Origin of the sequence: Pseudomonas koreensis (genome assembly GCF_024169245.1) — a bacterium.
Classification (GTDB): domain Bacteria; phylum Pseudomonadota; class Gammaproteobacteria; order Pseudomonadales; family Pseudomonadaceae; genus Aquipseudomonas; species Aquipseudomonas koreensis_F.
The window spans coordinates 4,531,010-4,557,099 of the sequence record NZ_JALJWP010000001.1 but is presented as its reverse complement, the minus strand read 5'-3'; the positions used below and the strand labels follow the sequence as shown (position 1 = coordinate 4,557,099).

19 protein-coding genes and 6 pseudogenes are annotated in these 26,090 nt (G+C 55.7%); 5 read left to right on the top strand and 20 right to left on the bottom strand.

Annotated elements, in window-relative coordinates; all coding sequences use genetic code 11:
- Nucleotides 1-25: 25 nt before the first annotated feature.
- The 3 genes from J2Y90_RS20040 to J2Y90_RS20030 all read right to left on the bottom strand — a co-directional run bounded on the left by J2Y90_RS20040 (nt 26) and on the right by J2Y90_RS20030 (nt 5,079).
- Nucleotides 26-667: a DUF1345 domain-containing protein gene (locus J2Y90_RS20040; protein WP_253502246.1), complete on the bottom strand. Its 642-nt coding sequence runs from the start codon at nt 665-667 to the stop codon at nt 26-28.
- Nucleotides 668-807: 140 nt separating this feature from the next.
- On the bottom strand, nt 808-3,906 hold the full coding sequence (locus tag J2Y90_RS20035; RefSeq protein WP_253502243.1) for an efflux RND transporter permease subunit: 3,099 nt from the start codon (nt 3,904-3,906) through the stop codon (nt 808-810).
- Nucleotides 3,907-3,921: 15 nt separating this feature from the next.
- Nucleotides 3,922-5,079, bottom strand: coding sequence for an efflux RND transporter periplasmic adaptor subunit (locus J2Y90_RS20030; RefSeq protein ID WP_253502240.1), 1,158 nt, complete (start codon nt 5,077-5,079; stop codon nt 3,922-3,924).
- 265 nt (nt 5,080-5,344) lie between these two features.
- Here J2Y90_RS20030 and J2Y90_RS20025 point away from each other — a divergent pair, with 265 nt between their 5' ends.
- Both J2Y90_RS20025 and J2Y90_RS20020 read left to right on the top strand, forming a co-directional pair.
- Nucleotides 5,345-6,046 (top strand): response regulator transcription factor, encoded by a 702-nt coding sequence (locus tag J2Y90_RS20025; RefSeq protein ID WP_253502238.1) that lies wholly within the window; start codon nt 5,345-5,347, stop codon nt 6,044-6,046.
- 4 nt (nt 6,047-6,050) lie between these two features.
- Nucleotides 6,051-7,352 (top strand): ATP-binding protein, encoded by a 1,302-nt coding sequence (locus tag J2Y90_RS20020; RefSeq protein ID WP_253502235.1) that lies wholly within the window; start codon nt 6,051-6,053, stop codon nt 7,350-7,352.
- A gap of 128 nt (nt 7,353-7,480) precedes the next feature.
- Here the strand turns inward: J2Y90_RS20020 and pncA are convergent, their stop codons facing one another.
- From pncA to J2Y90_RS20005, 3 genes and pseudogenes are all read right to left on the bottom strand, one after another.
- Nucleotides 7,481-8,107: a bifunctional nicotinamidase/pyrazinamidase gene (gene pncA, locus J2Y90_RS20015; protein ID WP_253502231.1), complete on the bottom strand. Its 627-nt coding sequence runs from the start codon at nt 8,105-8,107 to the stop codon at nt 7,481-7,483.
- A gap of 40 nt (nt 8,108-8,147) precedes the next feature.
- Nucleotides 8,148-8,363: pseudogene (locus tag J2Y90_RS20010) on the bottom strand (transcriptional regulator); the annotation flags it as partial.
- Nucleotides 8,282-8,760, bottom strand: a pseudogene (locus J2Y90_RS20005) (tetratricopeptide repeat protein). The pseudogenes J2Y90_RS20005 and J2Y90_RS20010, both read right to left, overlap by 82 nt.
- 158 nt (nt 8,761-8,918) lie before the next feature.
- Between J2Y90_RS20005 and J2Y90_RS20000 the strand changes: the two are divergent.
- Entirely contained in the window at nt 8,919-9,692 is a 774-nt protein-coding gene (locus J2Y90_RS20000) for a class I SAM-dependent methyltransferase (protein WP_253502229.1), read from the top strand.
- A 52-nt stretch (nt 9,693-9,744) separates the two neighbouring features.
- Here J2Y90_RS20000 and J2Y90_RS19995 read toward each other — a convergent pair whose 3' ends face one another.
- Together J2Y90_RS19995 and J2Y90_RS19990 are read right to left on the bottom strand one after the other, a co-directional pair.
- On the bottom strand, nt 9,745-10,146 hold the full coding sequence (locus J2Y90_RS19995; protein ID WP_253502226.1) for a hypothetical protein: 402 nt from the start codon (nt 10,144-10,146) through the stop codon (nt 9,745-9,747).
- A 272-nt stretch (nt 10,147-10,418) separates the two neighbouring features.
- Nucleotides 10,419-10,757 (bottom strand): DUF2834 domain-containing protein, encoded by a 339-nt coding sequence (locus J2Y90_RS19990; protein ID WP_253502222.1) that lies wholly within the window; start codon nt 10,755-10,757, stop codon nt 10,419-10,421.
- A 250-nt stretch (nt 10,758-11,007) separates the two neighbouring features.
- Between J2Y90_RS19990 and ilvA the strand changes: the two are divergent.
- Nucleotides 11,008-11,997, top strand: a pseudogene (gene ilvA / locus J2Y90_RS19985) (threonine ammonia-lyase, biosynthetic); the annotation flags it as partial.
- 30 nt (nt 11,998-12,027) lie between these two features.
- Here the strand turns inward: ilvA and J2Y90_RS19980 are convergent.
- Both J2Y90_RS19980 and eco read right to left on the bottom strand, forming a co-directional pair.
- Complete coding sequence (locus J2Y90_RS19980) at nt 12,028-12,333, bottom strand: NIPSNAP family protein (RefSeq protein ID WP_253502219.1); 306 nt, start codon at nt 12,331-12,333, stop codon at nt 12,028-12,030.
- Nucleotides 12,334-12,347: 14 nt separating this feature from the next.
- The gene (gene eco, locus J2Y90_RS19975; RefSeq protein WP_253502216.1) at nt 12,348-12,833 is read right to left on the bottom strand and encodes a serine protease inhibitor ecotin; all 486 of its coding nucleotides are present in this window, start codon (nt 12,831-12,833) and stop codon (nt 12,348-12,350) included.
- A 368-nt stretch (nt 12,834-13,201) separates the two neighbouring features.
- On the opposite strand from eco, the gene J2Y90_RS19970 reads away from it, so the two are divergent.
- Complete coding sequence (locus J2Y90_RS19970; RefSeq protein WP_253502213.1) at nt 13,202-13,471, top strand: DUF1652 domain-containing protein; 270 nt, start codon at nt 13,202-13,204, stop codon at nt 13,469-13,471.
- Here J2Y90_RS19970 and J2Y90_RS19965 read toward each other — a convergent pair.
- The 10 genes and pseudogenes from J2Y90_RS19965 to J2Y90_RS19925 all read right to left on the bottom strand — a co-directional run bounded on the left by J2Y90_RS19965 (nt 13,468) and on the right by J2Y90_RS19925 (nt 26,048).
- Entirely contained in the window at nt 13,468-13,866 is a 399-nt protein-coding gene (locus tag J2Y90_RS19965) for a hypothetical protein (protein WP_253502210.1), read from the bottom strand. The genes J2Y90_RS19970 and J2Y90_RS19965 overlap by 4 nt on opposite strands.
- 90 nt (nt 13,867-13,956) lie before the next feature.
- A pseudogene (locus tag J2Y90_RS19960) lies at nt 13,957-14,222 on the bottom strand (DUF2790 domain-containing protein).
- Between the two features lie 271 nt (nt 14,223-14,493).
- A complete protein-coding gene (locus tag J2Y90_RS19955) occupies nt 14,494-15,630 on the bottom strand; it encodes a tetratricopeptide repeat protein (protein WP_253502207.1) in 1,137 nt (378 codons plus the stop codon).
- Nucleotides 15,631-15,636: 6 nt separating this feature from the next.
- Nucleotides 15,637-16,611 (bottom strand): tetratricopeptide repeat protein, encoded by a 975-nt coding sequence (locus tag J2Y90_RS19950; protein WP_253502204.1) that lies wholly within the window; start codon nt 16,609-16,611, stop codon nt 15,637-15,639.
- A gap of 4 nt (nt 16,612-16,615) precedes the next feature.
- Nucleotides 16,616-19,924 carry a hypothetical protein gene (locus J2Y90_RS19945; protein ID WP_253502201.1) on the bottom strand — a complete coding sequence of 1,103 codons (3,309 nt, stop codon included), beginning with the start codon at nt 19,922-19,924 and terminating at the stop codon, nt 16,616-16,618.
- Nucleotides 19,925-19,957: 33 nt separating this feature from the next.
- Nucleotides 19,958-20,824, bottom strand: coding sequence for a DUF4123 domain-containing protein (locus tag J2Y90_RS19940; protein WP_253502198.1), 867 nt, complete (start codon nt 20,822-20,824; stop codon nt 19,958-19,960).
- Nucleotides 20,815-22,748, bottom strand: a pseudogene (locus J2Y90_RS19935) (type VI secretion system tip protein VgrG); the annotation flags it as partial. The pseudogene J2Y90_RS19935 and the gene J2Y90_RS19940, both read right to left, overlap by 10 nt.
- Nucleotides 22,749-22,755: 7 nt before the next feature.
- Nucleotides 22,756-23,027 (bottom strand): annotated as a pseudogene (locus J2Y90_RS26770) (IS66 family transposase); the annotation flags it as partial.
- 91 nt (nt 23,028-23,118) lie between these two features.
- Entirely contained in the window at nt 23,119-25,248 is a 2,130-nt protein-coding gene (locus J2Y90_RS19930) for a lipase family protein (protein ID WP_253502196.1), read from the bottom strand.
- 11 nt (nt 25,249-25,259) lie between these two features.
- A complete protein-coding gene (locus tag J2Y90_RS19925; RefSeq protein ID WP_253502194.1) occupies nt 25,260-26,048 on the bottom strand; it encodes a hypothetical protein in 789 nt (262 codons plus the stop codon).
- Between the last annotated feature and the right edge of the window lie 42 nt (nt 26,049-26,090).

Below are 26,090 nucleotides of genomic sequence, written 5' to 3'. Positions count from 1 at the left end.
TCGATACCGACAGGCGGACGATTGCCTACCCGAATAAGCCGGCGGCAATATTGATCGAAAAACCCAGAATCGCAGTGTTGAACACAAAACCAATCAGCGACTGCGCCAAAACGATTTTGCGCACGCCCCGAGTCGCTACGCCCACATCCGAAGTTTGCACAGCGACGCCGACGGTGAACGAGAAGTACAGAAAATCCCAATAATTGGGGGTGGTCAGTCCTTCGGCGAAACGCAGCGCCGGCTCCTTGCCATCCCAGGTGTAAAACAATCTTGCGTAGTGCACGCAGAAAATCACCCCGATCAGCAGCCATGAGCCAATGACCGTGAATGCTGTGAAAGCGTAATGCATCAGTTTGTGGGTGCTATCCAGATCCTTGCTGCCGGCCAGTTCGAAGGTGATGGTGGCCAGGCTCGCCAGCGCGGCAATGCACACCACGAACAGCACCAGGCTGGCATTTTCATCTTCGACTTCAGCGATGCGTTGGACGTCCGTTGCTTTGGCGCGCACGGTCAGCCAGAACATCAGGACCAGATAAGTCCAGACACCGACGTTCCAGCCGATGAGGATTTTGCTGACGATCGAATCGGCGGGGACCAGCACGCCGGTGGCGAGTCCGAGCAGAGCGGCGGCGGAGAGGCGAGGGTGGGTGCGGGCGAGGAAGCGCATGGAGACTCACGTCGGTGAACTGTCCCTGCACCATAGCGCACGCAACCCTGCTTTTGTAGGAGCTGTCGCAGGCTGCGATCTTTTGATCTTCTAAAAGCAAAGTCAAAAGATCGCAGCCTTCGGCAGCTCCTACAATTGCATCAGTGTTGTTTGGAGAATCGTTTTACGAGCTTCATGACGACGACAAAGAAGACGGGCACGAAGATCACCGCCAGCGTTGCCGTAATCATCCCGCCAATCACGCCAGTGCCAATTGCCTGTTGGCTTGCCGAACTGGCACCCGTGGCAATCGCCAACGGCACCACGCCAAGAATGAACGCCAGCGAAGTCATCACGATCGGTCGCAGCCGCAAACGTGCAGCCTGCAACGTCGCATCGATCAGGTCATGACCTTCGTCATACAGGCTCTTGGCGAACTCGATGATCAGGATCGCGTTCTTCGCCGACAGGCCGATGATGGTAATCAGGCCAACCTTGAAGAACACGTCGTTAGGCATCCCGCGCAACGTGACCGCCAGCACCGCGCCCAGCACCCCCAGCGGCACCACCAAGAGCACCGAAGTCGGGATCGACCAGCTTTCGTACAGCGCTGCCAGACACAGGAACACCACCAACAGCGACAAACCAAGCAGAATCGGCGCTTGATTGCCTGACAGGCGTTCTTGCAACGACAAACCGGTCCACTCCTGGCCAAGGCCTTTCGGCCCCAGTGCTACCAGTCGCTCGATTTCCGCCATGGCCTCACCGGTGCTGTGCCCAGCTGACGGTTCGCCGGAAATCGCAATCGCCGGATAGCCGTTGTAGCGGGTGAGCTGCGCCGGGCCCTGAATCCAGTTGGCCTGAACGAATGCCGACAGCGGCACCATGTCCCCGGCGGTATTGCGCACGTGCATCTTCAGCAAGTCATCCACCTGACTGCGCTGATCACCTTCGGCTTGCACCACCACCCGCTGCATGCGCCCCTGATTGGGGAAATCATTGATGTAGCTGGAACCGACCGCAGTGGACAGCACGCTGCCGATGTCGGCAAACGATATGCCCAAGGCATTCGCCTGTTTGCGATCAACGACCAACTGCACTTGCGGCGCTTCGGCCAGTGCGCTTTCACGCACGTTCATCAATATCGGGCTTTTCTCGGCGGCGGCGAGCAATTCGCTGCGCGCCTGCATCAACGTCGCGTGGCCCAGGCCGCCGCGGTCCTGCAAGCGGAACTCGAAGCCGCTGGATGTGCCGAGGCCATCCACCGGCGGCGGCAGCACCGAGAACGCCATGGCGTCCTTGATCTGACTCAGTGCAGCGTTGGCGCGCTCGGCAATGGAGCTGGCGGCATCGTCACCGCCACGTTCCGACCAATCCTTGAGCGTTGAAAACGCCAGCGCCGCGTTCTGCCCGCTACCGGAAAAACTGAAGCCCAGAATGATCACGCTGTCACTGATCCCCGGCTCGCCAGCGTTATGCGCTTCAAGCTGCTCGGCTACTTGCACCGTGCGGGTCTTGGTCGCGCCGGGCGGCAATTGAATATCGGTGATGGTGTAGCCCTGATCTTCGGTGGGTAGAAAAGAGGAGGGCAGTCGCGCGAAGCAGAGGCCCAGTCCGACCAGCAGCACGACGTAGATCAGCAGGTAACGCCCGCTACGTTTCAGCGCATAGCCGACCCAGCCCTGATAACGATCGGTCAGGCGCTCGAAGCGGCGGTTGAACCAGCCAAAAAATCCGGACTTCTCGTGATGCTCACCCTTGGCAATCGGCTTGAGCAGTGTCGCGCACAGTGCCGGGGTTAACGTCAGGGCGAGGAACGCCGAGAACAGAATCGATGTTGCCATCGACAGCGAGAACTGCTTGTAGATCACCCCGACAGAACCTTGCATGAACGCCATCGGAATAAACACCGCGACCAACACCAGAGTGATGCCGATGATCGCCCCGGTGATCTGCGTCATCGCTTTGCGCGTGGCGTCCTTGGGCGATAAGCCCTCGCTGGCCATGATCCGTTCGACGTTTTCCACCACGACGATGGCGTCGTCCACCAGAATGCCGATGGCCAGCACCATGCCAAACATGGTCAGCACGTTGATGGAAAAACCCAGCGCGAGCATGGTCGCGAAAGTGCCCATCAGTGCCACCGGCACGACCAGTGTCGGGATCAGCGTGTAGCGCACGTTCTGCAGGAACAGGAACATCACCGCAAACACCAGCAGCATGGCCTCGCCAAGGGTGTAGATCACTTTGGTGATCGAGACTTTGACGAACGGCGACGTGTCGTACGGAATCTTGTATTCGACGCCTGCCGGGAAGTAGCGCGCCAGTTCGTCCATCTTCGCCCGGACCAGGGTCGCGGTACTCAGCGCGTTGGCGCCCGGCGACAGTTGTACGCCGACAGCGGTGGACGGCTTGCCATTCAGCCGTGTGCCGAACTGGTATTCCTGACTGCCAATCTCAACCCGCGCGACATCACCGATGCGTACGGTGGAGCCGTCGCGATTGGCTTTGAGCACGATGTCGGCAAATTCCTGCGGCGTCGACAACTGGCCTTTGACGAGAATCGTCGCGGTGATTTCCTGGGTCGAAGGTGACGGCAGATCGCCGATGCTGCCGGCCGAAACCTGGGCGTTCTGCGCAACGATGGCGGCGTTGACGTCGGCCGGCGTCAGATTGAAAGCGATGAGTTTCTGCGGATCGATCCAGATGCGCATCGCCCGTTCGGCACCGTACAACTGCGCTTTGCCGACACCCTCCAGACGCTTGATTTCGTTCATCACGTTGCGCGCCAGATAATCGCTGAGCGCGACCTCATCGAGCTTGCCGTCGCTGGAGGTCAGAGTAATCAGCAACAGGAAACCGGAAGAAACCTTCTCCACCTGCAAACCCTGCTGATTGACCGCTTGCGGCAGGCGCGACTCGACCACCTTGAGGCGGTTTTGCACATCGACCTGCGCCAGTTCCGGGTTGGTGCCCGGCTGGAAAGTCGCCTTGATCGTCGCGCTGCCCAGGCTGCTCTGCGATTCGAAATAGAGCAAGTGATCGGCACCGTTGAGCTCTTCCTCGATCAGGCTGACCACGCTTTCATCGACGGTTTGCGCCGAGGCACCAGGGTAGACGGCGTAGATCTCGATCTGCGGCGGTGCAACGTCGGGGTATTGCGCCACCGGCAACTGCGGAATGGCCAGCGCACCGGCCAACAGAATGAACAGGGCGACCACCCAGGCGAACACCGGGCGGTCGATAAAGAACTGCGGCATATAAGAGCGTCCTGCTTACTGACCAGCGGTCTGGGCAAGTGGAAGTGGGGTTTCGTCGATCTGCACCTTTTCCCCGGGACGGGCATGTTGCAGGCCTTCGATGACAACACGGTCGCCGGGCTTCAGGCCGCCGGTGACGATCCAGCGATTGTTCTGCACCGCACCCAGTTGCACCGGTTGCTGTGCCACGCGCATCTGTTCATCGACGGTCAGCACCTGGGCAATGCCGGCACTGTCACGCTGCACCGCGCGTTGCGGCACGGTGATGCCGTTCTGGATGGTCGCCTGTTCAAGGCGTACGCGGATGAAGCTGCCCGGCAGCAGGTCGAGATCGGGGTTGGGGAATTCGCTGCGCAGGATGATCTGACCAGTGCCCGGGTCAACGGTTATATCGCTGAACAGCAGCTTACCGGGTAACGGATACAGGCTGCCGTCATCCTGAATCAGCGTGGCCTTGACCTGATCCTGACCGACTTCCTGCAACTGCCCGGAACGAAATGCGCGACGCAGTTCGTTGAGCTCGCGGGTCGACTGGGTCAGGTCCGCATGAATCGGGTTGAGTTGCTGAATCAACGCCAGCGGCGTGGTCTCGTTCTGCCCGACCAGTGCACCTTCGGTGACCAGCGCGCGGCCGATGCGGCCGGAAATCGGCGCGGTGACGGTAGCATAACCGAGGTTCAGTTTCGCCCGTTCAAGCGCTGCCTTGCTGGCGGCGACATCGGCCGCCGTCTGCCGGGCAGCGGCGCGGGCGTTGTCGTAGTCCTGACCGCTGATGGCCTTGTCTTCGATCAACTGTGCGTAGCGTTGTTCTTGCAGTCTGGCCTGAAAGGCATTGGCCTCGGCTTTGCGCAGCGCGGCTTCGGCACTGTCCAGATCGGCCTTGAACGGTGCCGGGTCGATGCGGAACAGCACATCGCCTTTTTTCACGTCGCTACCTTCGCGATAGGTGCGCTGCAACACCACGCCGGCCACGCGCGCACGCACTTCGGCAATCCGTGGCGCGGCGATGCGGCCGCTCAATTCGCTGCTGATCGATAGTGGCTGGGTTTTGATGGTCTCGATGCGTACCGTGGCTGGTGGCGCTTGCACTTCGGCATTCGAGGACGAATCACAAGCGCTCAGCGTCAGCGCCAATGCGATCAGGCCGAGCGCGGCCAGCAGTTTTCCAGACATGTACAACCCCCAATATTGAAGGCCGCATCCTACGGCCAGACGGGGAGGTTAGCGGTGAAGCTTTGTAGTTGCTGTGTGAAATTGTGTAAGGGTTTTGCTCAGTGGCGGGTGAGGGCGTATATCCTGCAGGCCTTGAAATTTATTGCGACAGTTCGATCGCTTTCGCGAGCAGGCTCGCTCCCACAGAGGATTACATTCCATCTGTAGGAGTGAGCCTGCTCGCGATCAGGCCCGAACTGTCGCCACAGCATTTTCTGGAACACCCATGCCCAACATCCTCCTGGTCGAAGACGACACCGCCCTCGCCGAACTGATCTCCAGCTACCTGGAGCGCAACGGTTATACCGTCAGCGTCATTGGCCGTGGCGACCATGTGCGCGAGCGGGCGCGGATCAGTCCGCCGGATCTGGTGATCCTCGACCTCATGCTCCCGGGCCTCGACGGCCTGCAGGTTTGCCGCCTGCTGCGCGCTGATTCGGCGACACTGCCGATCCTCATGCTCACGGCCCGCGACGACAGTCATGATCAGGTGCTGGGCCTGGAAATGGGCGCTGACGATTACGTCACCAAGCCTTGCGAGCCACGGGTGCTGCTGGCGCGGGTGCGCACGTTGCTGCGACGCAGCAGCCTCGGCGAACCGCTGACGGTCAATGACCGCATTGTCATGGGCAATCTGTGCATTGATCTGTCCGAACGCACCGTGACCTGGCGCGACCAAGCGGTTGAACTGTCAAGCGGCGAATACAATTTGCTGGTGGTGCTGGCGCGGCACGCCGGCGAAGTGCTGAGTCGCGATCAGATTCTGCAGCGACTGCGCGGTATCGAATTCAACGGCACCGACCGCTCGGTGGACGTGGCGATTTCCAAGCTGCGGCGCAAGTTCGATGATCACGCCGGCGAAGCGCGCAAGATCAAGACCGTGTGGGGCAAGGGCTATCTGTTCAGCCGCTCCGAATGGGAATGCTGAGCTGATGTTTCGCATCCTGTTTCGCCTGTATCTGGTGACGATCGTCTCCTATAGTGCGGCGATCTATCTGGTGCCGGACCTGGTAGTCATGGCTTTCCGCGATCGCTTCGTCACCTACAACCTGGACTTTTCCCGAGGTCTGCAATCGCTGATCACCAAGCAGTTTCATGCTGCGCCGCAAGAGCAGTGGCCGGCGATTGCGGCGGCGATGGACAAGGAATTCCAGCCGCTGCACATCGTCCTCACGCCGATCAACGACCCGGTGTTCACGCCCATTGAGCAGGAACGTCTGCACCGTGGCGAAAACGTTGTGCGCATCGGCGACTGGGGCTGGCGAACGCTGGCGGTGACTCCGCTGAATGCGGAAATGGCTGTGCGCATGGTCGTGCCGCCCGATCCGGTCGACGTTGATCTGCTGTACTGGAGCATCAACGTCCTGATCGGTGCCATGTTGCTCGGCTGCCTGCTGCTTTGGCTACGTCCGCACTGGCGCGATCTGGAACGCCTGAAAGGTACCGCCGAACGCTTCGGTAAAGGCCACTTGAGCGAGCGAACCAGAATCGCACCCAGTTCCAACATCGGCAGCCTTGCCAATGTCTTCGACACCATGGCTGGCGATATTGAAAACCTGCTCAACCAGCAACGCGATCTGCTCAACGCCGTGTCCCACGAACTGCGCACGCCGCTGACGCGTCTGGATTTCGGCCTGGCGCTGGCGTTGTCCGAAGACTTGCCAGCCGCCAGTCGCGAGCGCTTGCAGAGCCTGGTCGCACACATCCGTGAACTGGATGAACTGGTACTGGAGCTGCTCTCCTACAGCCGCTTGCAGAATCCGGCGCAATCGCCCGAGTGCATTGAGGTGTCGCTGGACGAGTTCATCGACAGCATTCTCGGCAGTGTCGATGAGGAGCTGGAATCGCCGGACATCGTGATCGATGTTCTGCTGCACGGTCAGCTCGAACGCTTCGCACTGGACCCGCGCTTGACCGCGCGGGCTATTCAGAATCTGTTGCGCAACGCCATGCGCTATTGCGAAAAACGCATTCAGATTGGTGTGCAGGTCAGCGCTGGCGGGTGTGAGATCTGGGTCGACGATGATGGCATTGGCATTCCCGACGACGAGCGTGAGCGGATTTTCGAACCGTTTTACCGACTTGACCGGAGTCGCGATCGTGCGACGGGTGGGTTCGGACTCGGTCTGGCGATCAGCCGCCGCGCCCTCGAGGCGCAGGGCGGCACATTGACGGTTGAGAGTTCGCCGTTGGGTGGGGCGCGATTCAGACTGTGGTTGCCCACTGACACCTGAGGCTCGTGACGTTGAAAATATGCTTGTGGGAGCGAGCTTGCTCGCGAAGGCGGTCTGTCAGCCAAGTTTGCGTTGACTGACCCAACGCTTTCGCGAGCAGGCTCGCTCCCACAGATGGCTGTGGTTGTTCAAACCAGTTTTGTGGATTGAATCAACCCGACCCCGGCACTTTGCATCCGCTCGATCGCTGCCGCCTCTGATCCATTCAGATCGATGGCCCGACAGGCGTCCAGTACCACGTAAGCATTGAACCCCGCTGCCCGAGCATCCAGCGCCGAAAACATCACGCAGAAATCCAGTGCCAGCCCCACCATGTAGACGGTATCGATCCCGCGCTCTTTCAGGTAGCCGGTCAGGCCCGTGGTGCTGCGGCGATCGGCTTCCAGAAAGGCCGAATAGCTGTCGATATCAGGATTGCAGCCCTTGCGAATAATCAGTTGGGCATGAGGCAAGTCGAGTTCTCGGCGCAAATCCGCCCCCGCTGTCGATTGCACACAGTGATCGGGCCAGAGTGTCTGCTCGCCATAAGGCAGATGGATGACATCGTAGGGCTGGTGACCTGGATGACTCGACGCGAATGAAGCATGACCAGCAGGGTGCCAATCCTGTGTAATGACGACCTGCGTGAACTGGCGGGCGAGCTGGTTGATCAGCGGCACAATCAGGTCACCTTCCGGTACCGCTAATTGGCCGCCGGGGGTGAAGTCGTTTTGAACGTCGATTACCAGTAAGGCAGAGCGGGATGTATCAGACATCGTGGAGTCCTTGGAAATTCTCTCACTTGGGATAGTGCAGGGTCACACACCGCGCCGGTGGCACGTGTTTCCCATCCAGATAAACAATCTGCGCAATCGGCACGCCGTCGTACTCAAGCATTTGTGCACGTTTGAATTCCGCGCCCGGCAACTTCAATGTGACTGGAGAAAGATTCAGGCCGAGGAACAAGCGGTCGACCAACACGCCACCGGCCAACCGCGCAGCAGCAGCAGCGCCACCGATAAACCGGCGGCGTCGCCAAAGTATTCGCGCACTTGCGCGTACTGCGGATCGAGCCTCGCCGATTGCAGACAATAACCGACGCCCTCGTCGGTGCGCCCCAGTTTGCGTGTGGCGTAACCGCGCTAGTCAAGGGCTAGGCGGTGGTCGGTTGCCTGGGCGTATCGAGCTGCGCCAGAGCTTCTTCACAGCGACCAACCCTGGCGAGGCGCCAGACGTAGTCGGTACGGTCAGCGTCCGGCAACAGGCTGCTTGTTTGCATTACGCACTTTTGCGTTTTGCTGTCCCAAACCTGGCCTTTCGGGCATTCGGGTTTTTGCACCTCTTGTTCATTATTGGCCAAGGCCAAATGGCTGGCCATCGCCGCGACCAGCAGCAACGGGGCGGCGAACATAACGGAACGAATAGTCATGGACAAGGCTCCACAGGGGTTATGTTTCACTTTGAACACCACAGGGTGAAACTTTATTCATTGCTTTATCAGTGACTGTTCAAGTTCAGCGTAAATTCAAGCGCTATGCTCGGGAGCGTCTGCCGTTGATCCGATGTTTTGCCTAAAGGAGCATTGTCATGAACGATCAGGTCCATCACTCAGCCGCTGCCGGCTACAAAAGCGCTGCCGACACCTACGTCAAAGGGCGGCCGGACTATCCGCCGCAAGTCAGTCAATGGTTGACCGCGACGCTGGGTCTGGATGGGCATAAAACCGTGCTCGATCTGGGCGCCGGCACCGGCAAGTTCACCGGGCGGCTTGTGGCGACCGGCGCCCAGGTGATTGCCGTGGAACCGGTGGCGCAGATGTTGGAGAAGCTCTCTGACGCATGGCCGCAAGTCTTGGCGGTGAGTGGCACGGCGACTGATCTGCCGCTGCCGGATGCTTCTGTGGATGTGGTGATTTGCGCGCAAGCGTTTCACTGGTTCGCCAGCACCGAAGCGCTGACGGAAATCGCCCGGGTAATTAAGCCCGGTGGCCAGTTGGGGTTGATCTGGAACCTGCGCGACACCCGTGTCAGTTGGGTGCGGAAACTGGACGCCATCGTCAACGCGCTCGAAGGTGACACGCCGCGCTATTACACCGGCGCCTGGCGCGCAGCGTTTCCGCACCCGGCATTTGCGCCATTGCAGGTTGAGCGTTTTCACCATGACCATACCGGATCGCCGGAAGACGTGATCTTCAACCGCGTGCGCTCGACCAGTTTCATCGCCGCGCTGCCGGATGCGCAGCGAGCGCAGGTCGATGGGCAGATTCGTGCGTTGATTGCCGCAGAGCCTGAGCTGCTCGGCAGGGATGTGGTGACGGTGCCGTATGAAACGGCGGCGTTTGTTGCGGTGAGGCGGGGCTGAGGCAGCGGGGCCGCGAGAACGCCGGGCTGACCATTCAAAAGCTTACCCCCGCTCATGGTCGCTGCCGAGGTAAGGCCTGGTTTTTCATGTTGAACTTGCCATCTTTGATAGTGACTGTCTTCCCGTTTTTATCATTTAGCGCTGTAAAGAACACTGTGCCCTCAACTTGTCCGCCTTCCGATGACGGCACGATAGTCAGCGTTATTTCTCCTGATGTTGAATAGTACGACTGCGCATCACCGAGAGTGCCGACCGCATAGCTCCCTCGATAGTCGCCGTCCCTGGTCAGCGGATAGGTGCCTGCCGTTACCCCCACAGGGAAATAGACACTCAGATAGGCGTGTCGCCGCGGAAGCGGTTCGTCGAATTCCTGATCACCAATAGCTTGCCAAAAGGGGACAGGCACCGGGCGAGAGCTGATCGCAAGATTCACTAACGTCGTATAAAACAACAAGCGTCACCACCTTCCGTCTCGGCAGAAAACTCTCCTGTAGATGTGGACGCTGAATCACTCATCGCTCATGCTCCTGACGCAGGACGTTAATGGGGGCAAGCTCCCGGTGAAGGCTCAAGTTACCGCATCAGGGTTGGTGGCATAACTGTCAGACTTTACAGTTGACAGCCGCGATATTCAGGTTCTGGAGACCTCGTCTTTTATCCTGACAATTCCCCTGTGGAAGCGGGCTTGCCCGCGAAGGCAATCCGGCCGACGCGGAATAATCCGGATCAAACCACCCGAGCCAGATCCACCGCCTTCTTGTTGCGCTCACGAATCCCGCGTACCACTAGATACAACAATGGCCCAACCGAGACAAAAACCGCCGTCAGCAACAAATAAGGCAGCACAGACCAGACCGACTGCCCGCGAGCCTGGGCGTCCTTGACCATCCATACCCCGGCCAGTGTCGCCAACAGGTACAAATCGATCACTACCTGCGCAGTGTCCGGCCGTGACATCAGGCTGATGCCGAAGTCGATCAGGGATTGTTCAGCCTGGAGCATTACCGAAATGGTGTAACCGCTGAACGCGAGCAAAGCGGTGAGGGGCAGGGCGATGGACATCATGCTTTCCTTCCTTGGTGTGATGAGCAGAATCGCCAGCCTACCGGTGCGGCGCGCAAATGACCATTGACTTGCCATCTGCCGGCAGGCTAATTTCCAGCCCATGACTTTCACCGTATCGCGCTGCCAGCCAAGCATTATTACCGCCATTCCTTATTTGGCGGGCTAGCTCACGACTGCAGCACCCAACCCGCCCTAGAGGCGGGTTTTTACTTTCTGTCTCCGGGGTTCTGATAAATGTCAGGAGACGATCATGCCGCACAGCCCCGACCAACAAGCCCTGCTCGAGCACTACGTGAAAAAGATCCTGGCCGCGCCGGTGTACGACATTGCGGTGCGCACGCCGTTGCAGCTTGCGCCAGCGTTGTCGGAAGTATTGGGCAACCGGATCCTGCTCAAGCGCGAAGATCTGCAACCAACGTTCTCTTTCAAGATCCGTGGTGCTTACAACAAACTTGTGCAACTGAGCGATGAGCAGAGAGCACGGGGGGTGATTACGGCATCGGCGGGTAATCACGCGCAGGGTGTAGCGCTGGCGGCACGGGAATTGGGCATTGCCGCGACGATCGTCATGCCTTCCACCACCCCTGAGCTCAAGGTGCTCGGCGTGCGCAGTCGCGGTGCCGACGCATTGCTGCACGGTGATAGTTTCCCCTTTGCTTTGGCACATGCGCTTCAATTGGCCGAGCAGACCGGATGCACGTTCGTTTCACCCTTCGATGATCCTGACGTGATCGCCGGCCAAGGCACCGTGGCCATGGAAATCCTGCGCCAGCATCAAGGCACGCTGGACGCGATCTTTATCCCGGTCGGTGGCGGAGGTTTGATCGCCGGTATCGCGGCCTACGTCAAATACTTGCGCCCGGAAGTGCGGATCATCGGCGTCGAATCGGAACATTCAGCGTGCCTGCAAGCGGCTATGAGCGCGGACGAGCGGGTGGTTCTACCGAGCGTCGGCACCTTCGCCGATGGCGTGGCGGTGGCGCAGATCGGTGCATATGGCTTCGAGGTTTGCCGCTTCTGCGTAGATGAAGTGATCACGGTCAGCAATGACGAACTCTGCGCCGCGATCAAGAACATTTATGACGATACGCGTTCGATTACTGAACCGTCAGGGGCGCTGGCTGTTGCGGGGATCAAGCAGTACGTAGCGCGCAATGGCGTCAGTGGCCAGACCTTTGTTGCCATTGATTCAGGGGCCAACATCAACTTTGACAGTCTGCGTCATGTCGTCGAGCGCGCCGCTGCTTGCGGCGTGCCGGCGTGATGGCGATCAGGGCAGCAACGGGCGCAGAAACGTGCGCTCGTAACTGACAATGAATTTTTTCTCTACCAGGTCGGCCACCAGTGCGGTGCTTTCCGGGTCGGTCATTGCAATATGTCGATAGCTCTCGTAATCGGCCAGCGACGGGAAACTGAACAGGCAATAAGCAATGTTGCTCGCGCCCTCCGAGGGGAGGAAGTAGCCGTGATGGGTGCCGCCCAAGCGCTCAACGATGTCGAGCCACGCTTTGGCATAGCCTTCGAAAGCGGGTAACTGGTAAGGATCGATCACATATCTGACGTGGCAAGTAATCAAGGGCTGGGCTCCGGTCATTCCTGCAGGGCGGTGCCGACTTTGTCCGACGCCGACCAGATGCGATAGCGCACTTCGACGTCCGAAGGCGCGTACACCACGACTGGCAGCTTGCTGTTGTAGCGCAACATGAAGCCATCACCGACGACCGGAACGAAAGCGCGCTTTTTCTTGCTGCCAGGCGGGCAGGCCATCATCGTGCTCATCGGGCCGATGACCTTTTCCAGGCGATAGAACGGATAGCCCCAGCCTTGCAGATTCTTTTCATCGAGCACACCACCCAGACGCTGGCGGTTGCAATCCACTTCCAGCGTTTTGCCGGCGAGGATTTCAACCTGGAAATTCTCTTCGTGCTCTTGCTTGGGCAGATGAATGACCTGGCGGGTGAACCCGGCTTCGGCTTTGGGATACGGCGCGACATCTTCGAGCTTGGCGGCGTTGGCGAGGGTGGACAGGCTGGCGATACACAGCCCAGTGATCGCGCAAATGCGTAAGGAATTCATGGAGGCCTCCGTGCGGGTTGAACTGGAATGGTAGACATTCTTGCCGTCATGGTCTTCGAAAGCAAACCCACCCGGGATTGCATATTGCAGGGGATGGGTGGTCGATTCATGCATTTTGCAAATAGCAAAATGCTGGCGACGTTTCCAAGTGCTTGATTCTGCGGGAGTCGAAACTAGCCGACCAAAGGCACGTTTTATGCGTTATGTAAGTGCGGCGCACCGGATCTGGGCGCCTACACTCCAATGGGCATTTCGCAGTACCACCACTTGCCGCACCAGGGAAACAGCGGGGGCACACCCGTGAAGGCGCAGCAAAGGGTCAGCGTGAATACTTGATTGGCAATCGCACAGAAAGGAGAGGGTTCGCCATGTTTTTATCTGCCTTGGAATTACGCAATATCATTGAAAGCAGCTTCCTGCCGAAACGCTGCCAGTGCACGCTGTCACCAGACTTGTCGATGTCCGTCAAAGTATTTGGCGATCATCGAACCGATCAGGCCGAGCTCTACGTCAGCGGCATCGATGCCAGCCGCCTGAACAGCTGCCGTGAAATCAACAACCTGGTCGCGGGCCTGCGTTCCGATCTCGCGCTTCAAACCACGACACATCAAACCAGCGCTCGTTCTCGAGCCGTTTAACCCACCGTTTCACCCAGTTCGACCGTCACGCGCCGGGCCTGCACAAAACCAAGGCCCAGCGCGAACTCGACCAGCACCGCGAGCAAAATCCCGGGGCCGGCGTGGCCGTTGAGCCATTCGCCAAAACCCAACGCCGCCAAACCGAAACAGCCGACGATGAAACCATTGCTCAGTGCACTGCGTGCCGCTGACGGCGGAGCATTGCGCAGCAAATAAAACATCACCCCCAACGCCGCAAACAGCACCGCGCTGCGCCTTGCGACTACGCCAGTGCCTTCCGAATAGCCAATGCTCCAGATCGCCAGCAACACCTCCGGAAAAAATCCCCAGACCAGCGCCAGCAGAAAACACAGGATTGAAGTGAAGCTCGACAACGTGCAGAACGACAACTGCATGGCCAATCCTTGCGGCAGTAGGGAAGGCTCCGAGCATACCCGCCGAAACCACCGCACGCCTATGGCCAAGCGGAAAATCAGAATCGTCTGTCAGTTCTGCTGACTGCACGCGTCAGATAATTTCCTGTAACTGATTTGTGCGGGCTTGCCGGTGCTGTCGATGTATTCCATGTCGGCGGTGATGATTTTGCATTTCAGGGTCGGCGGCTCGGTTAGCGAAAGTACCTCTGCTACGTGGAGCGGTATGTCGTATCGGTAGGGCACTGGATCGGATTTGGCTGATGATTGGCCTGGGCCATCCCGACGAATGAGCTGCAGGCGAGGGTGGCGGTGAGCAGGAAGGGACGAATGTTCATGAGGGGACTCCAGCGTTGCTGATAGGCGCCCGGCGTGAAGCCGGGCGAGCCTGTAGCACTGGGTGTCAGCGGGGAGAGCTGAGGGTGTGCGGTGCTGTGAAGTCTATGACTGCGGCGTTAAGGCTGAGTTGCCCGAGGTAAATGTAGGCTGAGTTATTCACTGTTGCTTTTACCTTATCTTGGGCACTTTGTCGTTTGCGATTTGAATTATTAGGGGGCAAGCTTTGGCATACTCAAGAGAAGATCAATAATAAGGTTGTGGTGTAAATTCTCAGTACCCTAACTTATCTGGAAAAAACGAGAGTGGCGGGTGGGTGGTCTTCCACGTTTTTGCAAGTTCTTTTGCTTTTTCTAATTGCTCTTTTGACAGGTTTTTTGCCACTCCCGGCAATACGTCGTTAACATTATTTATTACGTTTCCACCACCATCAAGCTCTAGTAGATTCGACAATAGCGCGTATGACTTCACTGGGTCTGATTCGAATCCGTATTTTGGTTCAGCTTCGCCAATATATGATGCATAACCAAAAACCGCAGATACATAGCCTGAGGCTGCAGCTTTTTCATTCCATTTTCTAAATGATGACAAATCGGCTTTTTCAATTCTAGAAGCGGCGAAACCCATCATAGCTGGAGGATAACCATTTTCTGCAGCGGCTTTCATCCATTTTTCGATTTCATCTGACCTGCTGGAGGGTAGTAAGAATATCCCTCCCCCCTCTTTATACTTCGTCGCTAAACGGAATTGCGCCAACGCAAAACCTTTTTCTGCAGATTTTTCCAGCCATTCATCGTTTCCTGTTATCTCCCATAGTAGGTACATCGACTCAGCATCACCATGAGATGCCTGATCAGTAGCAAGCTTTTTGGCGTTGTTCATCCAATCTTCAGGAGATTGCTCAGAGGGAGAACAATTCTTCATAGTTACGCACAGGTCTTGATCTGCTCCGCCGAGTCGAATCATAGAGTAAATATTGCCTTTTTTTGCTGACTCCTCGTAAGCCCTTTGCGCTTCTTGAGTCATGTATCTGTTGTTTTTTCTTATTGATTCTCCTAGATAGTAAAGTGCTTCATCATCACCGCCTTCGGCTGCTATTTGTAATGGTTCAATTGCGGAGATGGCTTTGTGTTGAGTGTATAGTTCAATGCCCTTGATTTTTGCCTGAGATTGTTCGTTCGTAAGCGCCAATGACTGGGGCGACGCTAACGTTAATAAAATAAGCGTAGTGGTAATCACTTTTGGTAGTGTAAGTGCTAAGTTGTTTCTCGATTGCAGTTGTTTAGCTGGTATATCGGTCTTTGCAAAACTTTTGAAAACGATACGGCAGAGCGCGAACGACAAGGCTGTCGATTGTTCTAATTCGGGAAGATTAGCCTCGTACCGGTTATTTCTTGCATTCTGCTTCATTACTAATTAAAAACCTAATTTCCTTGGAAAGAAAGAAAGGGGCGGGTGGGTGGCCTTCCACTCAATTGCATATTTTTCCGCTTCCTCAATCTGGTTCGATGTCATTTTTGCAGCAATTTTAGGAAGCTTCCCTTCCACATAGACTTGAACGTTTCCACCGCCATCCAATTCTTTAAGCAAAGAGACCAGTGCGTAGCCCTTGATCAAATCGACGGGGTAGCCAACTTTGTCGGGCGTGTGGGAAAGATATGCACCATAGGTTGCGACGGCATTTTGATAACCGGTTTTCGCCGCTTCTTCCCACCAATGCCGAACACCTGCCAGATCATTTCGCTGGGAAAGAATTGAAATATATTCGATCATTGCAGGAGGGTAACCTCCTTCCGAAGCAGCCTTTAGCAACTCCTCCTCGGCACTCTTTCTTTTCCAAGGTAGCAAAAATGTGCCTTCCCCCTCGGCGTAACGATTAGCGAGCAACCACTGTGACGGCGCATATCCAGCCGCTGCTGATTTCTGCAACCAATCCAACTCTGCAGTCGCGTTGTAAAGCACAGCCATCGCTTCGCCGTCGCCACCCAAAGCGCGAGGCGTAGCAGTTTTTATCAATAAATCTCGCCAGTCACTTGGTTTTTTACTACTAGCAGGACATTGGTTGACAACCGAGCACAGGTCTCCCGATACGGTGGCGAGTTTAAACATCGCATAATAATCACCCTGTGATGCTGATGCCTCGTACCATTTTTGCGCTTCGACAGTCATTCCTTGTTTTTTTTGACGAAGCTCGTCAGCTAAATAGAATTGTGCTTCCGCATCGCCCGCTTCGGCTGCTATGCGAAGTTCCAGTTCTGCTGGTTTGTATTGATTAAAAAGCATTATCCCACGAGTTTTTGCGGCCTGCTGAGTTGGTGTAAGCTCGGCAAGTACATTGTTTGATAAAAGGGTTGCAATTGCGGTTGCTATATATATAAGTGTGCGCGACATTTTTTTATCCCTTGATGTATTTAGCTGGAGAGACATATTTTGCTTTTCCGCCAGGAACAAAAGTTTGTCCGTAGTATCGGGTTCTGTGACAAAAGCCATCTAGGTTCGCGCCTAAAAGGTTCACGTGCGCTTTATACCGGGCACGCATTTCGTCGTTCGCATCGTCGTGCAGTCGCAGAATTGCTTCTGACATGAAATTGTCCATATGCAGCCGATTCTCGCAATATAGCTGTTCTGCTTCGTCTGCGGCTTTGGTTCCGAACCGATTCATGCTCATGCATGCTTCTTCAAATTGTGCTTGGGCAAGGGTTATTGTTCCTTGCTTTTCCGCTTGGCGGACAATCAATCCTAGTATGCGCTCAACAGCCTGCTGCTGAAGCAGTTGACACTGGTCCTTTGTATAAGACTTTTCTGTGGCTTTAGAGCTTGCACTAGGCGCTCCATATTCCGAAATCTTGAATTTCTCCGGCGCAGAAATCAATGTCATCAACATTGGGCCAAGCGCACCTGGAGTCGCTGCCAAGATCCATTGGTCTAACTCAACTTGATTATGATAATTCATAATCGTATGAGCGATAATTGCTCCTCTGCCGCCCCCAGTTAACGCCTCATATAACGACATCACCATATCAACGCCTTGCATGTAAGTCATCGCGACTTCCATCCCGGCAGCGCCAAGAAAGTTTAGTTTGTCGATGTAATCAGCGGCTTCGTCCGTCACAAAAATTAGCGATTTATCCTGATTTTTATGCATTTCCCGTCGCAGCAAGTTAATCAAGTCAGTAACACCGTCATAGCCTACTTCAAATTGAAATTCGCCGCCGACGCCAGCGCCGACGATGACGGAAGCCTTGAATCGCATGATGAAGCGGCCTTCATGCAAGGAGATCCCAATGTCTGCCGCAGTACCCAGCCCGTACGCGGCAGTAAAGCCCGCTGTGAGTCTGGCCAGGCTCGACCATTGGCTAGCTTTCGTGCTGTTGACGGTATTCGCCATGCCGGGCGAAGGGGCAGTGCGCAACGCAGCGATGTCTTTCGGCGGAGCCCAGTTCAAGGCGCCTGTAAGCAGAATTCCAGCCTGTACTCCGGCAAAGAGGTTGAACTGGGCTTTAGCCCCATCTTCAATCCGTACTTTCGCGGCGTCGCCCGTCAGAACAGGTTCGCTTCTAGTTGTAGCTGCTACGGCATTGGTGGTCTCCGGACGTTTTGCATCGGTGATTTCCGGAAGATTGAGGCCGCCTTGTACGTTTGCACGCCCCAACTGCACGCTGGAGGAGAGGAGGAGGGTAGCGCCTGTGTAGCCCCACGCTCTAGCGCCCAAATGGATCGAAAACCTGCCGAGATTCAGGTTTTTACGATTTTTCTCGTAATCCAGGTACGGGATCAGGATGTCTTTTGCTTGATCTTTACCCGGCAGATCCATCTTCATCAACTCAACTTCGCCGCGTGCCAAGTCAATCCCAAGGCTGGCTTCGGCTTTGGCGGAGGCCTTGAAGTTATCGGTTACGCTGAAGCTCGGACCAGTGACCTTTGTTCCAGTGTGGATGGAGGACTGTGGTGGCGTGAGGCAACGAACTAATTGTGCTTGAGGACTGTTATCGAACAGACGCAACGAACTTCGAACTTCTTCTTTGAACAGCAGCTGCCGAAGGCGAAGCCCCCAGTCTTTGCGGGCGCCAGTGTCCTCGAGAGTGTCCACCTTGAGCTTTTTCGACTTGAGATAGGAATAAAAGGCTTCTACATCGAACCAGCCTTTTTCATCGAACCAGTTGCTTTCCTGATCCTTGATGGCCATCGCGCCTTCGAGGCGTAGCCATTCATGGAAAGGGTTATCGTCTGTGTCAGATTGCGCTTTTCCATTGCTGTTGCCGGGAAGTTTCTGCAGGTCTTTGCTTGCAGTAGCACCGAGCGCGCTTACGTCTTTTTTCAAGGCTTTTTCAATGCCTTCCAGATTAAGCAGACTCAAATGCTTGACCGGACTGTTGGGGCTATTGAAAAGCGCTACTTCGCGCAACGGAAAGCCGGCCTTGACCAGGCGCTCTTCCGGTTTCGGCTGAAACTGCTCAGGCTCCCACAACAGATGGCGAAGTGGCAGGGCTGCGGCTACAGCGGCTTCTGCATCATCGCGAAGCTTCATGCGATCTTGTTGAATGCGTTGCCACTCGGCTCGTTCCGCCTCCACGATGCCCGCTGGTGCCGCTACGTTTTGGCCGCTGGCGTCAATCCAGGCTTTGTATTTGGTGCGGATTTGTTCAGCCAGTTTGACCTGCCGCTGTTCCATCTCGATATATGACTTGAATTTCTCGATACCTGCGCTGATTTCGCCTGTGTCAGGAATGAGGGCAAACTCAGGAAGTGCCAGGCCATAGTCAGCGACTTTCAAAATCGAATCGATATAGGCAGAAAAGTCTTTTTCGATTTTTTTGCGTTCGTTAGCCACATCGTTCAAATAACCGCACATCCGGGCCTTGCCATCAATCACACAGTTTGTGGCGTCCAGATACGCCTTCTTGTTCTTCTTGAAATCTTCTTCTTTAAGAGTAGTCAGCTTGCCGCTGGTTGTGAGCGCTGCACGGGCTTTCAGATAGGTCTGAACACGAGTTCTAGCCTCAAGAGCACCGGGCGAAAACAGGTTGCCGCTTTCATAGGTGTAGCCAGCTATCCTGGCTTGCTCGATTGCTACAGCCTTCAGCTTCTTCCACTCGTTGTAGAGTCGTTGCAGCTTTTGCCCCTCGGAGTTGGCCTCAAGCAGGCTAGCCTGTTGCTGACCGGCCAGTGCCCGGTTCCGTGCGTACTCACTCTGATCCGGCAACTTGTCCAGCGCAGCTGAATTTCGGGCTTCACGGCTCACTGCTTTCAAGCGCATGGCCATGGTTGGCTGCGCAATATCCGGCTCCTGAGCTTCGATTTCCAGCATTCGACTTTTCTGTTCACCTTGCAGGAAGTTAGACAACTTGGGTTCGAGAAAATACTCAAGCAACCCTGCGGTGTTCATCCCCTTCAAACGTTCCTCAGGAGACTTGCTTGCGCTGATATGTTGCTCAAGTTCATTCATTGCCTCTTTGATCGAGCTCGCAGCGCGTTCAGGCAGCAGATAGAACATTCTTTCCTTGGTGGCGTAGATCACCTCGCCATAACTTGTCGAGCAAGCCGTTTCCACTTTGTCGAACGCGTTGGGGCAACTGGCAGGCATTACAGGCTGAGGATCAAGCTCCAAGGCAGGTTTCGTTTCAACCTGTACCGCCGGGGAGGAGGCACCTGCCGCAGAGCTGTCGCTATCTGTCTTTGTCGCTTCTGAGATTTCAGTATCCATTTCGCTTCCATTCATTCTTAACGGACGGGTTCATCAAGCAACGCTGGTGGTGAGTTGCTGCAGCTGCTGTACTTTGATGAACGACTCTTCCCTGGATTGCAGGATGGCCATTGCCTGTGGCTGTGTTTCCAGCAGCGGGCCGTTGGTGATTGGCCCCAGTTTCAGCAAGTGACGGCCTTCGTAAATATTGTGGGCGACCAGCACATTGAGGTTTGCCACAAGGTTGGGCAGATGCTCATCGCTCGGCTCGCCGTAATCTGCGTGATGTTCATCTGCCCAATAAACCCAACCCAAATGCTCTTGAACCTTTGCCGCTGGTGGCGGCAGGCTGAACACCGAAGTATCGCCCAGCCATTCGACTTCCGAGACGGCGCGCCAACTGAGCCATGGACCTTTATTGCGCCCAAAATGAACCGGCGCTGGGGTGTATACGTGCTGCCAGGGGCCGAATAGCTGATGGGAGTTGTCGCCAGCGGTATAGGCCAGCGCGGCCCACAGGCTTGGCTTGTGGTAGCTCAGCAGGCTCTGTCCGCCTGAACCATCATTGGCGCGCAGGAGCCAGCGCGCGTGGGCCAGCGCTTTGTCAGGATCAGCTGTGGTAAGGGCAATGCCGGAGAAGTTTTCCTCGCACAGTTTTGCTGCCTCGGCCGCGAGGCGACTGCCCCACGGTGCGGTCACCCAGAGCGGCCCATCCGCGGCAATCTCAGCGAAGGCGGTTTTGAGGAACAGGCTCTGTGCATCTACCACGGGTTCACCGACACGATAAAGACGGCTCATCGCGTCAGGCTGTCGAACCGGGTCAATAATGAAACACAGCGTCAATTCAGAACTGTCTTTCGGTAGATCAACGAACCCATGGCGTGGGGCCTCAAGAAGGGCGCTGAGCGCTTTTACATGCATGTGCAATCCTTACGGCTGCAGGCGCCGTTGCTTTGCTTGCCGCACAACGGCGTTATCCCGGACTCGTTCAGACGTTTAGGCAGCGGGGCAGGGACTGTCCCCGCCTTATCCGCATCCACAACCTTCATCGGCCCCGGCAACAACGGCGCCGCCGGCGTGCCCACCCCAGGCGAGCCGCCAGTGTTGACCTTCACCTCAGCACCGCTGATGGTCACTCCACCCGCATCAACCTTCACAAAACTCCCGCCAGCCTTGGCGGTCAGTTCCATGGCGCCTTCGACCACGACTCTCTGGCCGGCGTAGTAATGGATTTCGTTTCCGGCCTCAACAAACTGCCCAGTCCCCACCTTCACATGCTGCGTCACACCGACCGTCAGGTGATCATCCGCGCGCATCTCACTGATGCGATCCAGATGGGTAATCCGGTGTTCTTCAACCTTGAATTCGCTCAACACATTAGCTTCAACGGTGTCATGCCGTTCGTTGCCGACGCGGATTTTCTGGTCGTGTTCGATGTTTTCGTCCCAGTCGCGCTGGGCGTGGATGTAGATCTGTTCGGCGCCTTTTTGTCTTCGATGCGGAATTCGTTGTAGCCCTTGCCGCCCGGGGAGCTGAGGGTTTTGAAGGTGCTGCGGGTCTTGTTGGCCGGCAGGTCGTAGGGGACGACGTTTTCCTTGTGGTACAGGCAGCCGGTGACGAGGGGCTGGTCGGGGTCGCCTTCGAGGAAGGTGACGAGCACTTCCATGCCGATGCGCGGGATGGCGATGCCGCCGTAGGCTGCGCCGGCCCAGCCGCTGGCGACGCGCATCCAGCAGGTGGTTTTGTCGTCGGACTGGCCGTCGCGGTCCCAGTGGAATTGGACTTTGATGCGGCCGTATTGGTCGCAGTGGATTTCTTCACCGGCAGGGCCGGTGACGACGGCGGTCTGGCTGCCGAGGACTTTCGGTTTCGGGTGTTCGAGGGCAGGGCGGTAGTGGGCGTCCCACGGGGTGGCGAGGAAGCTGTTGCGGTAGCCCTGGTGGAAATCGCTTTTGTTGTCGGTGACGTCGCTGGTGACGTTTTCGCCGAGCACCTGCGGTTGTTTGCCTTCGTGGAAGACTTCCAGCAGCAGCCACAGGTCGTTCCACTCGGCGCGCGGGTGTTCGGCGAGGGTGAGGAAATGGCCGCTGGTGAGGGTCGGTTCGTCACCTTTGCCTTCGGCGAGTTTGTAGTCGCTGCGATGGCGTTCGAGGGCGCGGGTCGAGAGGAACTTGCCGCGCTCGCGCGTGGTGAAGCGGCCGGGGTAATCGTAGTCTTCCAGATCCGGGGCGAATTCGGATTTGACCGCGCCTTCCGGCAGCAACTTGGGTTTTTCGAAATCGTAGTCGCGGCGGCTGACGCGGGTGGTGCGGGTTTCCAGGCGCAGGTTGAAGCGCTTGATCACCGGCTTCTCGGCGGCCATGCCGGAGTCCTGCTGGTAGCTGACCGGTTTCAGTTTGCGGAATACGGTCTGGTCGTCGCCGAACACCAGTTTGTGGCCGCTGCTGCTGTGCTGGAAGTGGAAGTGAATGCCTTCCTCTTCGCACAGACGCTGGATGAAATGCAGGTCGGACTCGTCGTATTGCACGCAATACTCACGTTCCGGGTACTCGGCGCCAAGCTGGAAGCTATAGGCGTCGGAGAGAATGCCGCGATCTTCCAGCACCTGGGCGATGATTTTCGGCACCGTCAGTTGTTGAAAGATCTGCTGATCATGGTTGTGCTGCAGATAGGCCAGTTGTGGCATCAGGCTGATGCTGTAGCGGGTCAGGGTCTTGCCGGAGTCCCCCTGCTCGATGCGATAGACCTGGCCGTGAATCTTGCCTTCGCCGGTGGCGCCGAAGGTCAGGCAGGCGCGCTTGTGCAGCAGCTCTTCGAGCTTCAGGTCGGGGCGAGCGCTGACCAGTCGTTGACTATGACATCTCTGGCGAGCAGTTATACGGTAACAACACTTCATAGCCGCTGACCTTGGCAGTCCCGACCAAGCTGTAGATCTGTGCACTGGAGGTGGCGCCTTTGGGAGTATCACTGAACAGCGAAGCCTTGTGCCCGAGTAAAAACGCCTTGATTCCACGCTCCGTCGAACTGTCGTCGATCGGTAAAACCCGCCTCAACTAGCGCTCCATACGACTCTGTTGCTGGCCAGATAATTAACGGCCTTGCCAAGCGCACTTTGCGGTGTCATCACATCAATCACTGACGTGACAACACCGATAGCGAATGCGTGGGCCGTCGTAGCCAGACAGCTTTACTTTAGATTGATGTTCATGCAGAAGTCATGCAGTTCTTAGCTCAGCGCTACCCGCTTGGGGAATCATTGCGAGCTGGACCTCGACATTGTTCTCTTTCTTCGCTAGCCAACGCTCAACGCTGAGGTTATGTTCTGGCCCTTGAGTTGCAGAGCCATAAATATCTTCAGGCGTGAGTTTCTGGAAGCTGAGGGTGTGCAGTCGTTGTCTTGACGTATCGATGCGCCCCATCTCGGCTCGTAGCGAGTTGATTTGTTGCAGAACGGTTCGGCGATCAGGCTGGAAGGAGTGACTAAGTTCGGCCTCCTTGGCCTTCAATCGTTCCTGCATTTCCTGCAGTTGATAGTAAATCTGATCGTATTCAGTCTTGGTCACCACCGTACGACCGGCTTCCTGGGTTTGCTGCCAGCGGCGAAGTGTCGCCCATGCATTGGGAATGTAGGATGGAACCATGTAGTGGTCAGACATCTGGAACAATTGCTGGATAAACATGGCGCGATCGGGTAAATCGCCGAACTTCTTCACCGCCCGTGTACATGCGGCCTCTTCGATGGACTCGCATCCTGGGTTCCAGAGCACCGCGGATTGTTCGCGTCCCTTGAAATGCACCGGCATAAAGTGCCGCAATTCACCTTGGTGCTCATAAGGCGCGCCACCGATTCGCGTCAGACCCAGAGCAAAAATCAGGGCACCCAAAGGCGCAGTGATGAAGCTGATTACTGCACCAGGTATCCAAACACTTTTTCTGGTGTTCATCCAAGGTGCGGGAACGCTTGGGATCGGGTCGTTATCGTTGACCATGCGGTGATGCGCGAGGGCTCCTGCGCCCTGTACGAAGTCGGCATCGCCTGCTCTTGGCGAGCCGTAGGTGTAAAGCAAAACGTCATAACCATTTGCGTGTCGTCTTAGGGACTCGGCAAGCAATGTGGCGATTGCGCCGCCCAAACTGTGTCCGCAAATAATTATCTTTTGCCCAACGTGGAACTGGCCAAGATAAATTTCGACAAATTTGCTCAAGGCATCGTAGGCATCGTAAAAGCCTTGGTGAGATTTACCTACGCCCGCCGCAAAAGCGACTTGCTCAGCATCGGTATCACGCAAAAAATCGACGAGCTCCAATGTGCCCCGAATGGCAATCAGAATGAATTCGTCATGATGAGTTATGAAAGCTTGAGTGTTCGTTCCATTTTTTTCTTTACTGTCGTCAAAAAAATGCAGCTTTGCGGGGTGTTCTTGTTTTTCCTTTAGATCAGGTTTGTTCTGCTCATATAGTGTTGGGTCAAAAGGCAGGATCTCAAATCGCTTCGAATACGGTACGTCTTCGTATAATGGATAGTACGCTTTCGCTTGCTCTGCGTTTACTTTCCAAGGCTCCTTGTAGCAAGCCATCCCCTCAGAAAACATGTTTCCGACACTGGGGTCAAGAGGAAAGCTAACTGTATCTTTCGGATTTTCATCCGGTGACTGGCCGAAGTTGCAATAGCTTAAAGCAGCAAATAGAGAAAGTTGGTAAAGATTTAAAGCGCTAAATTTGTTATCTTTCGAAAGCATTGGTCGGAAGGCACGTAATGGTCTTACTTCCAGCACGGTGTGCTTGTTCGGTAATAATGCAATTCCGCGCAGCTCCGGCTCTTCCGGGCCAAATCCTAAATCCCCCATGATTTTAAGTAAGCTGAAATTTGGTGGGTATTTTCTAGTTGAATAGGGTGGCAAGTGGGCGGACTTTTTTACAAGGTCTTTAACTTCGACATGGAAAAACTGCTGAGCTCTTTCTTTTGCTGGATTCTTTTCGACGCGCTGTCCATCCTTGCGCACAAAACGGGTTTTCTCGGCCCTCACTTGAAGTTCGGTAATTGGAAGAGGGTAGCTTCCTCGCTGTAAAAGAGCGTTGTAGAGGTTTTCTGAGCCCTTGTAAGGGCTGTCAACCATGAGTACAACAGGCCCTTGGTAGTGGTTCATTACCTTGGCCGAGCCGTTTGCATCCAATACGCCAATATATTGCTGATGCGCGCTATCTTGTAAGATGTAGGCAAGGTCTGCATACGGCTTGCCGTCGCCATTTTCATCTACTAGCTGAAAGCTGATCCAGTCGCCACGCAATGGACATGCTTCAGACTTTCCGCTTAACAGTGGATCGCAAGGTTTTTGTGACGCCATAAAAAATATCCCTATTCAGTACAGTTTGGATACACAGTGCACTCGCGACCGTCTGGCATTTTAAAAGACTTAAAATCTTTCGTGTTGCCGCGACAGAAACCGTATTGGTCATCTATGTTTTCTCCCATGCAACGTTTCCAGCCTTTGGGTGATTTCACCCAGGTATCCCCCATGTAGGGACGTTCTTCTTTGGATAGGGAGAATCTAACGGTCAGCGTTTTTCCTGCCAGTTGAGCCCGTTGTAAAGAGCTAGTGGTAGATTGGTTTTTCTGTGGTTCATTTATTGCTTTGCACTTCAATATCTTTGTTATATAACGATTCGAGCCGATAGTTCGAAATAACCATTCACACTCTCTTTCCAATAAAGTAGATGGCGGCAGATTTGGGTCGCTAGCAGCTCCATCCTCGAATGCGATGCTTGTGTGATCTCGGCCCAAGTTAAGTCTCGCAGGACCATACTTTGCATCAATTTCGTAGTCAAACCTTTCTAGAACTAACGGGCAACCGTCTTCGACGCTTGTCAGCGGGATCGTAAATTTCGCTGTCTGAGCGTGTTCATTTAATTTAGTTTTGAATAGTTTTAGGCCAGGATGGTTTTTGCCATCTTTCGGCGGTAATTTGCACTTCTCTCCGGTGCGAGGGGTATAGACGGCCTCACCCTTCACTTCAAACCCCGGCGGGAGCTCTGTTACCAAAGTGAAATTGTCCTGCTGAGCAGCTGAACAACCTGTGATTCCAATCGCACCTAGCCCAACCATCAAACTGCGAACAAATCCATTGAAAACATTGCGGTGACGCATTTGATTTTCCTCAGTCTAGGTGTGGCCATTTCGAGCGTGTGA

Excerpts from the sequence above, each read along its gene's own strand:
- J2Y90_RS20040 (WP_253502246.1), bottom strand. The coding sequence starts at position 667 with ATGCGCTTCCTCGCCCGCACCCACCCTCGCCTCTCCGCCGCCGCTCTG.
- J2Y90_RS20035 (WP_253502243.1), bottom strand. The coding sequence starts at position 3,906 with ATGCCGCAGTTCTTTATCGACCGCCCGGTGTTCGCCTGGGTGGTCGCC.
- J2Y90_RS20030 (WP_253502240.1), bottom strand. The coding sequence starts at position 5,079 with ATGTCTGGAAAACTGCTGGCCGCGCTCGGCCTGATCGCATTGGCGCTG.
- J2Y90_RS20025 (WP_253502238.1), top strand. The coding sequence starts at position 5,345 with ATGCCCAACATCCTCCTGGTCGAAGACGACACCGCCCTCGCCGAACTG.
- J2Y90_RS20020 (WP_253502235.1), top strand. The coding sequence starts at position 6,051 with ATGTTTCGCATCCTGTTTCGCCTGTATCTGGTGACGATCGTCTCCTAT.
- pncA (WP_253502231.1), bottom strand. The coding sequence starts at position 8,107 with ATGTCTGATACATCCCGCTCTGCCTTACTGGTAATCGACGTTCAAAAC.
- J2Y90_RS20000 (WP_253502229.1), top strand. The coding sequence starts at position 8,919 with ATGAACGATCAGGTCCATCACTCAGCCGCTGCCGGCTACAAAAGCGCT.
- J2Y90_RS19990 (WP_253502222.1), bottom strand. The coding sequence starts at position 10,757 with ATGATGTCCATCGCCCTGCCCCTCACCGCTTTGCTCGCGTTCAGCGGT.
- eco (WP_253502216.1), bottom strand. The coding sequence starts at position 12,833 with ATGAATTCCTTACGCATTTGCGCGATCACTGGGCTGTGTATCGCCAGC.
- J2Y90_RS19970 (WP_253502213.1), top strand. The coding sequence starts at position 13,202 with ATGTTTTTATCTGCCTTGGAATTACGCAATATCATTGAAAGCAGCTTC.
- J2Y90_RS19965 (WP_253502210.1), bottom strand. The coding sequence starts at position 13,866 with ATGCAGTTGTCGTTCTGCACGTTGTCGAGCTTCACTTCAATCCTGTGT.
- J2Y90_RS19955 (WP_253502207.1), bottom strand. The coding sequence starts at position 15,630 with ATGAAGCAGAATGCAAGAAATAACCGGTACGAGGCTAATCTTCCCGAA.
- J2Y90_RS19950 (WP_253502204.1), bottom strand. The coding sequence starts at position 16,611 with ATGTCGCGCACACTTATATATATAGCAACCGCAATTGCAACCCTTTTA.
- J2Y90_RS19945 (WP_253502201.1), bottom strand. The coding sequence starts at position 19,924 with ATGGATACTGAAATCTCAGAAGCGACAAAGACAGATAGCGACAGCTCT.
- J2Y90_RS19940 (WP_253502198.1), bottom strand. The coding sequence starts at position 20,824 with ATGCATGTAAAAGCGCTCAGCGCCCTTCTTGAGGCCCCACGCCATGGG.
- J2Y90_RS19930 (WP_253502196.1), bottom strand. The coding sequence starts at position 25,248 with ATGGCGTCACAAAAACCTTGCGATCCACTGTTAAGCGGAAAGTCTGAA.
- J2Y90_RS19925 (WP_253502194.1), bottom strand. The coding sequence starts at position 26,048 with ATGCGTCACCGCAATGTTTTCAATGGATTTGTTCGCAGTTTGATGGTT.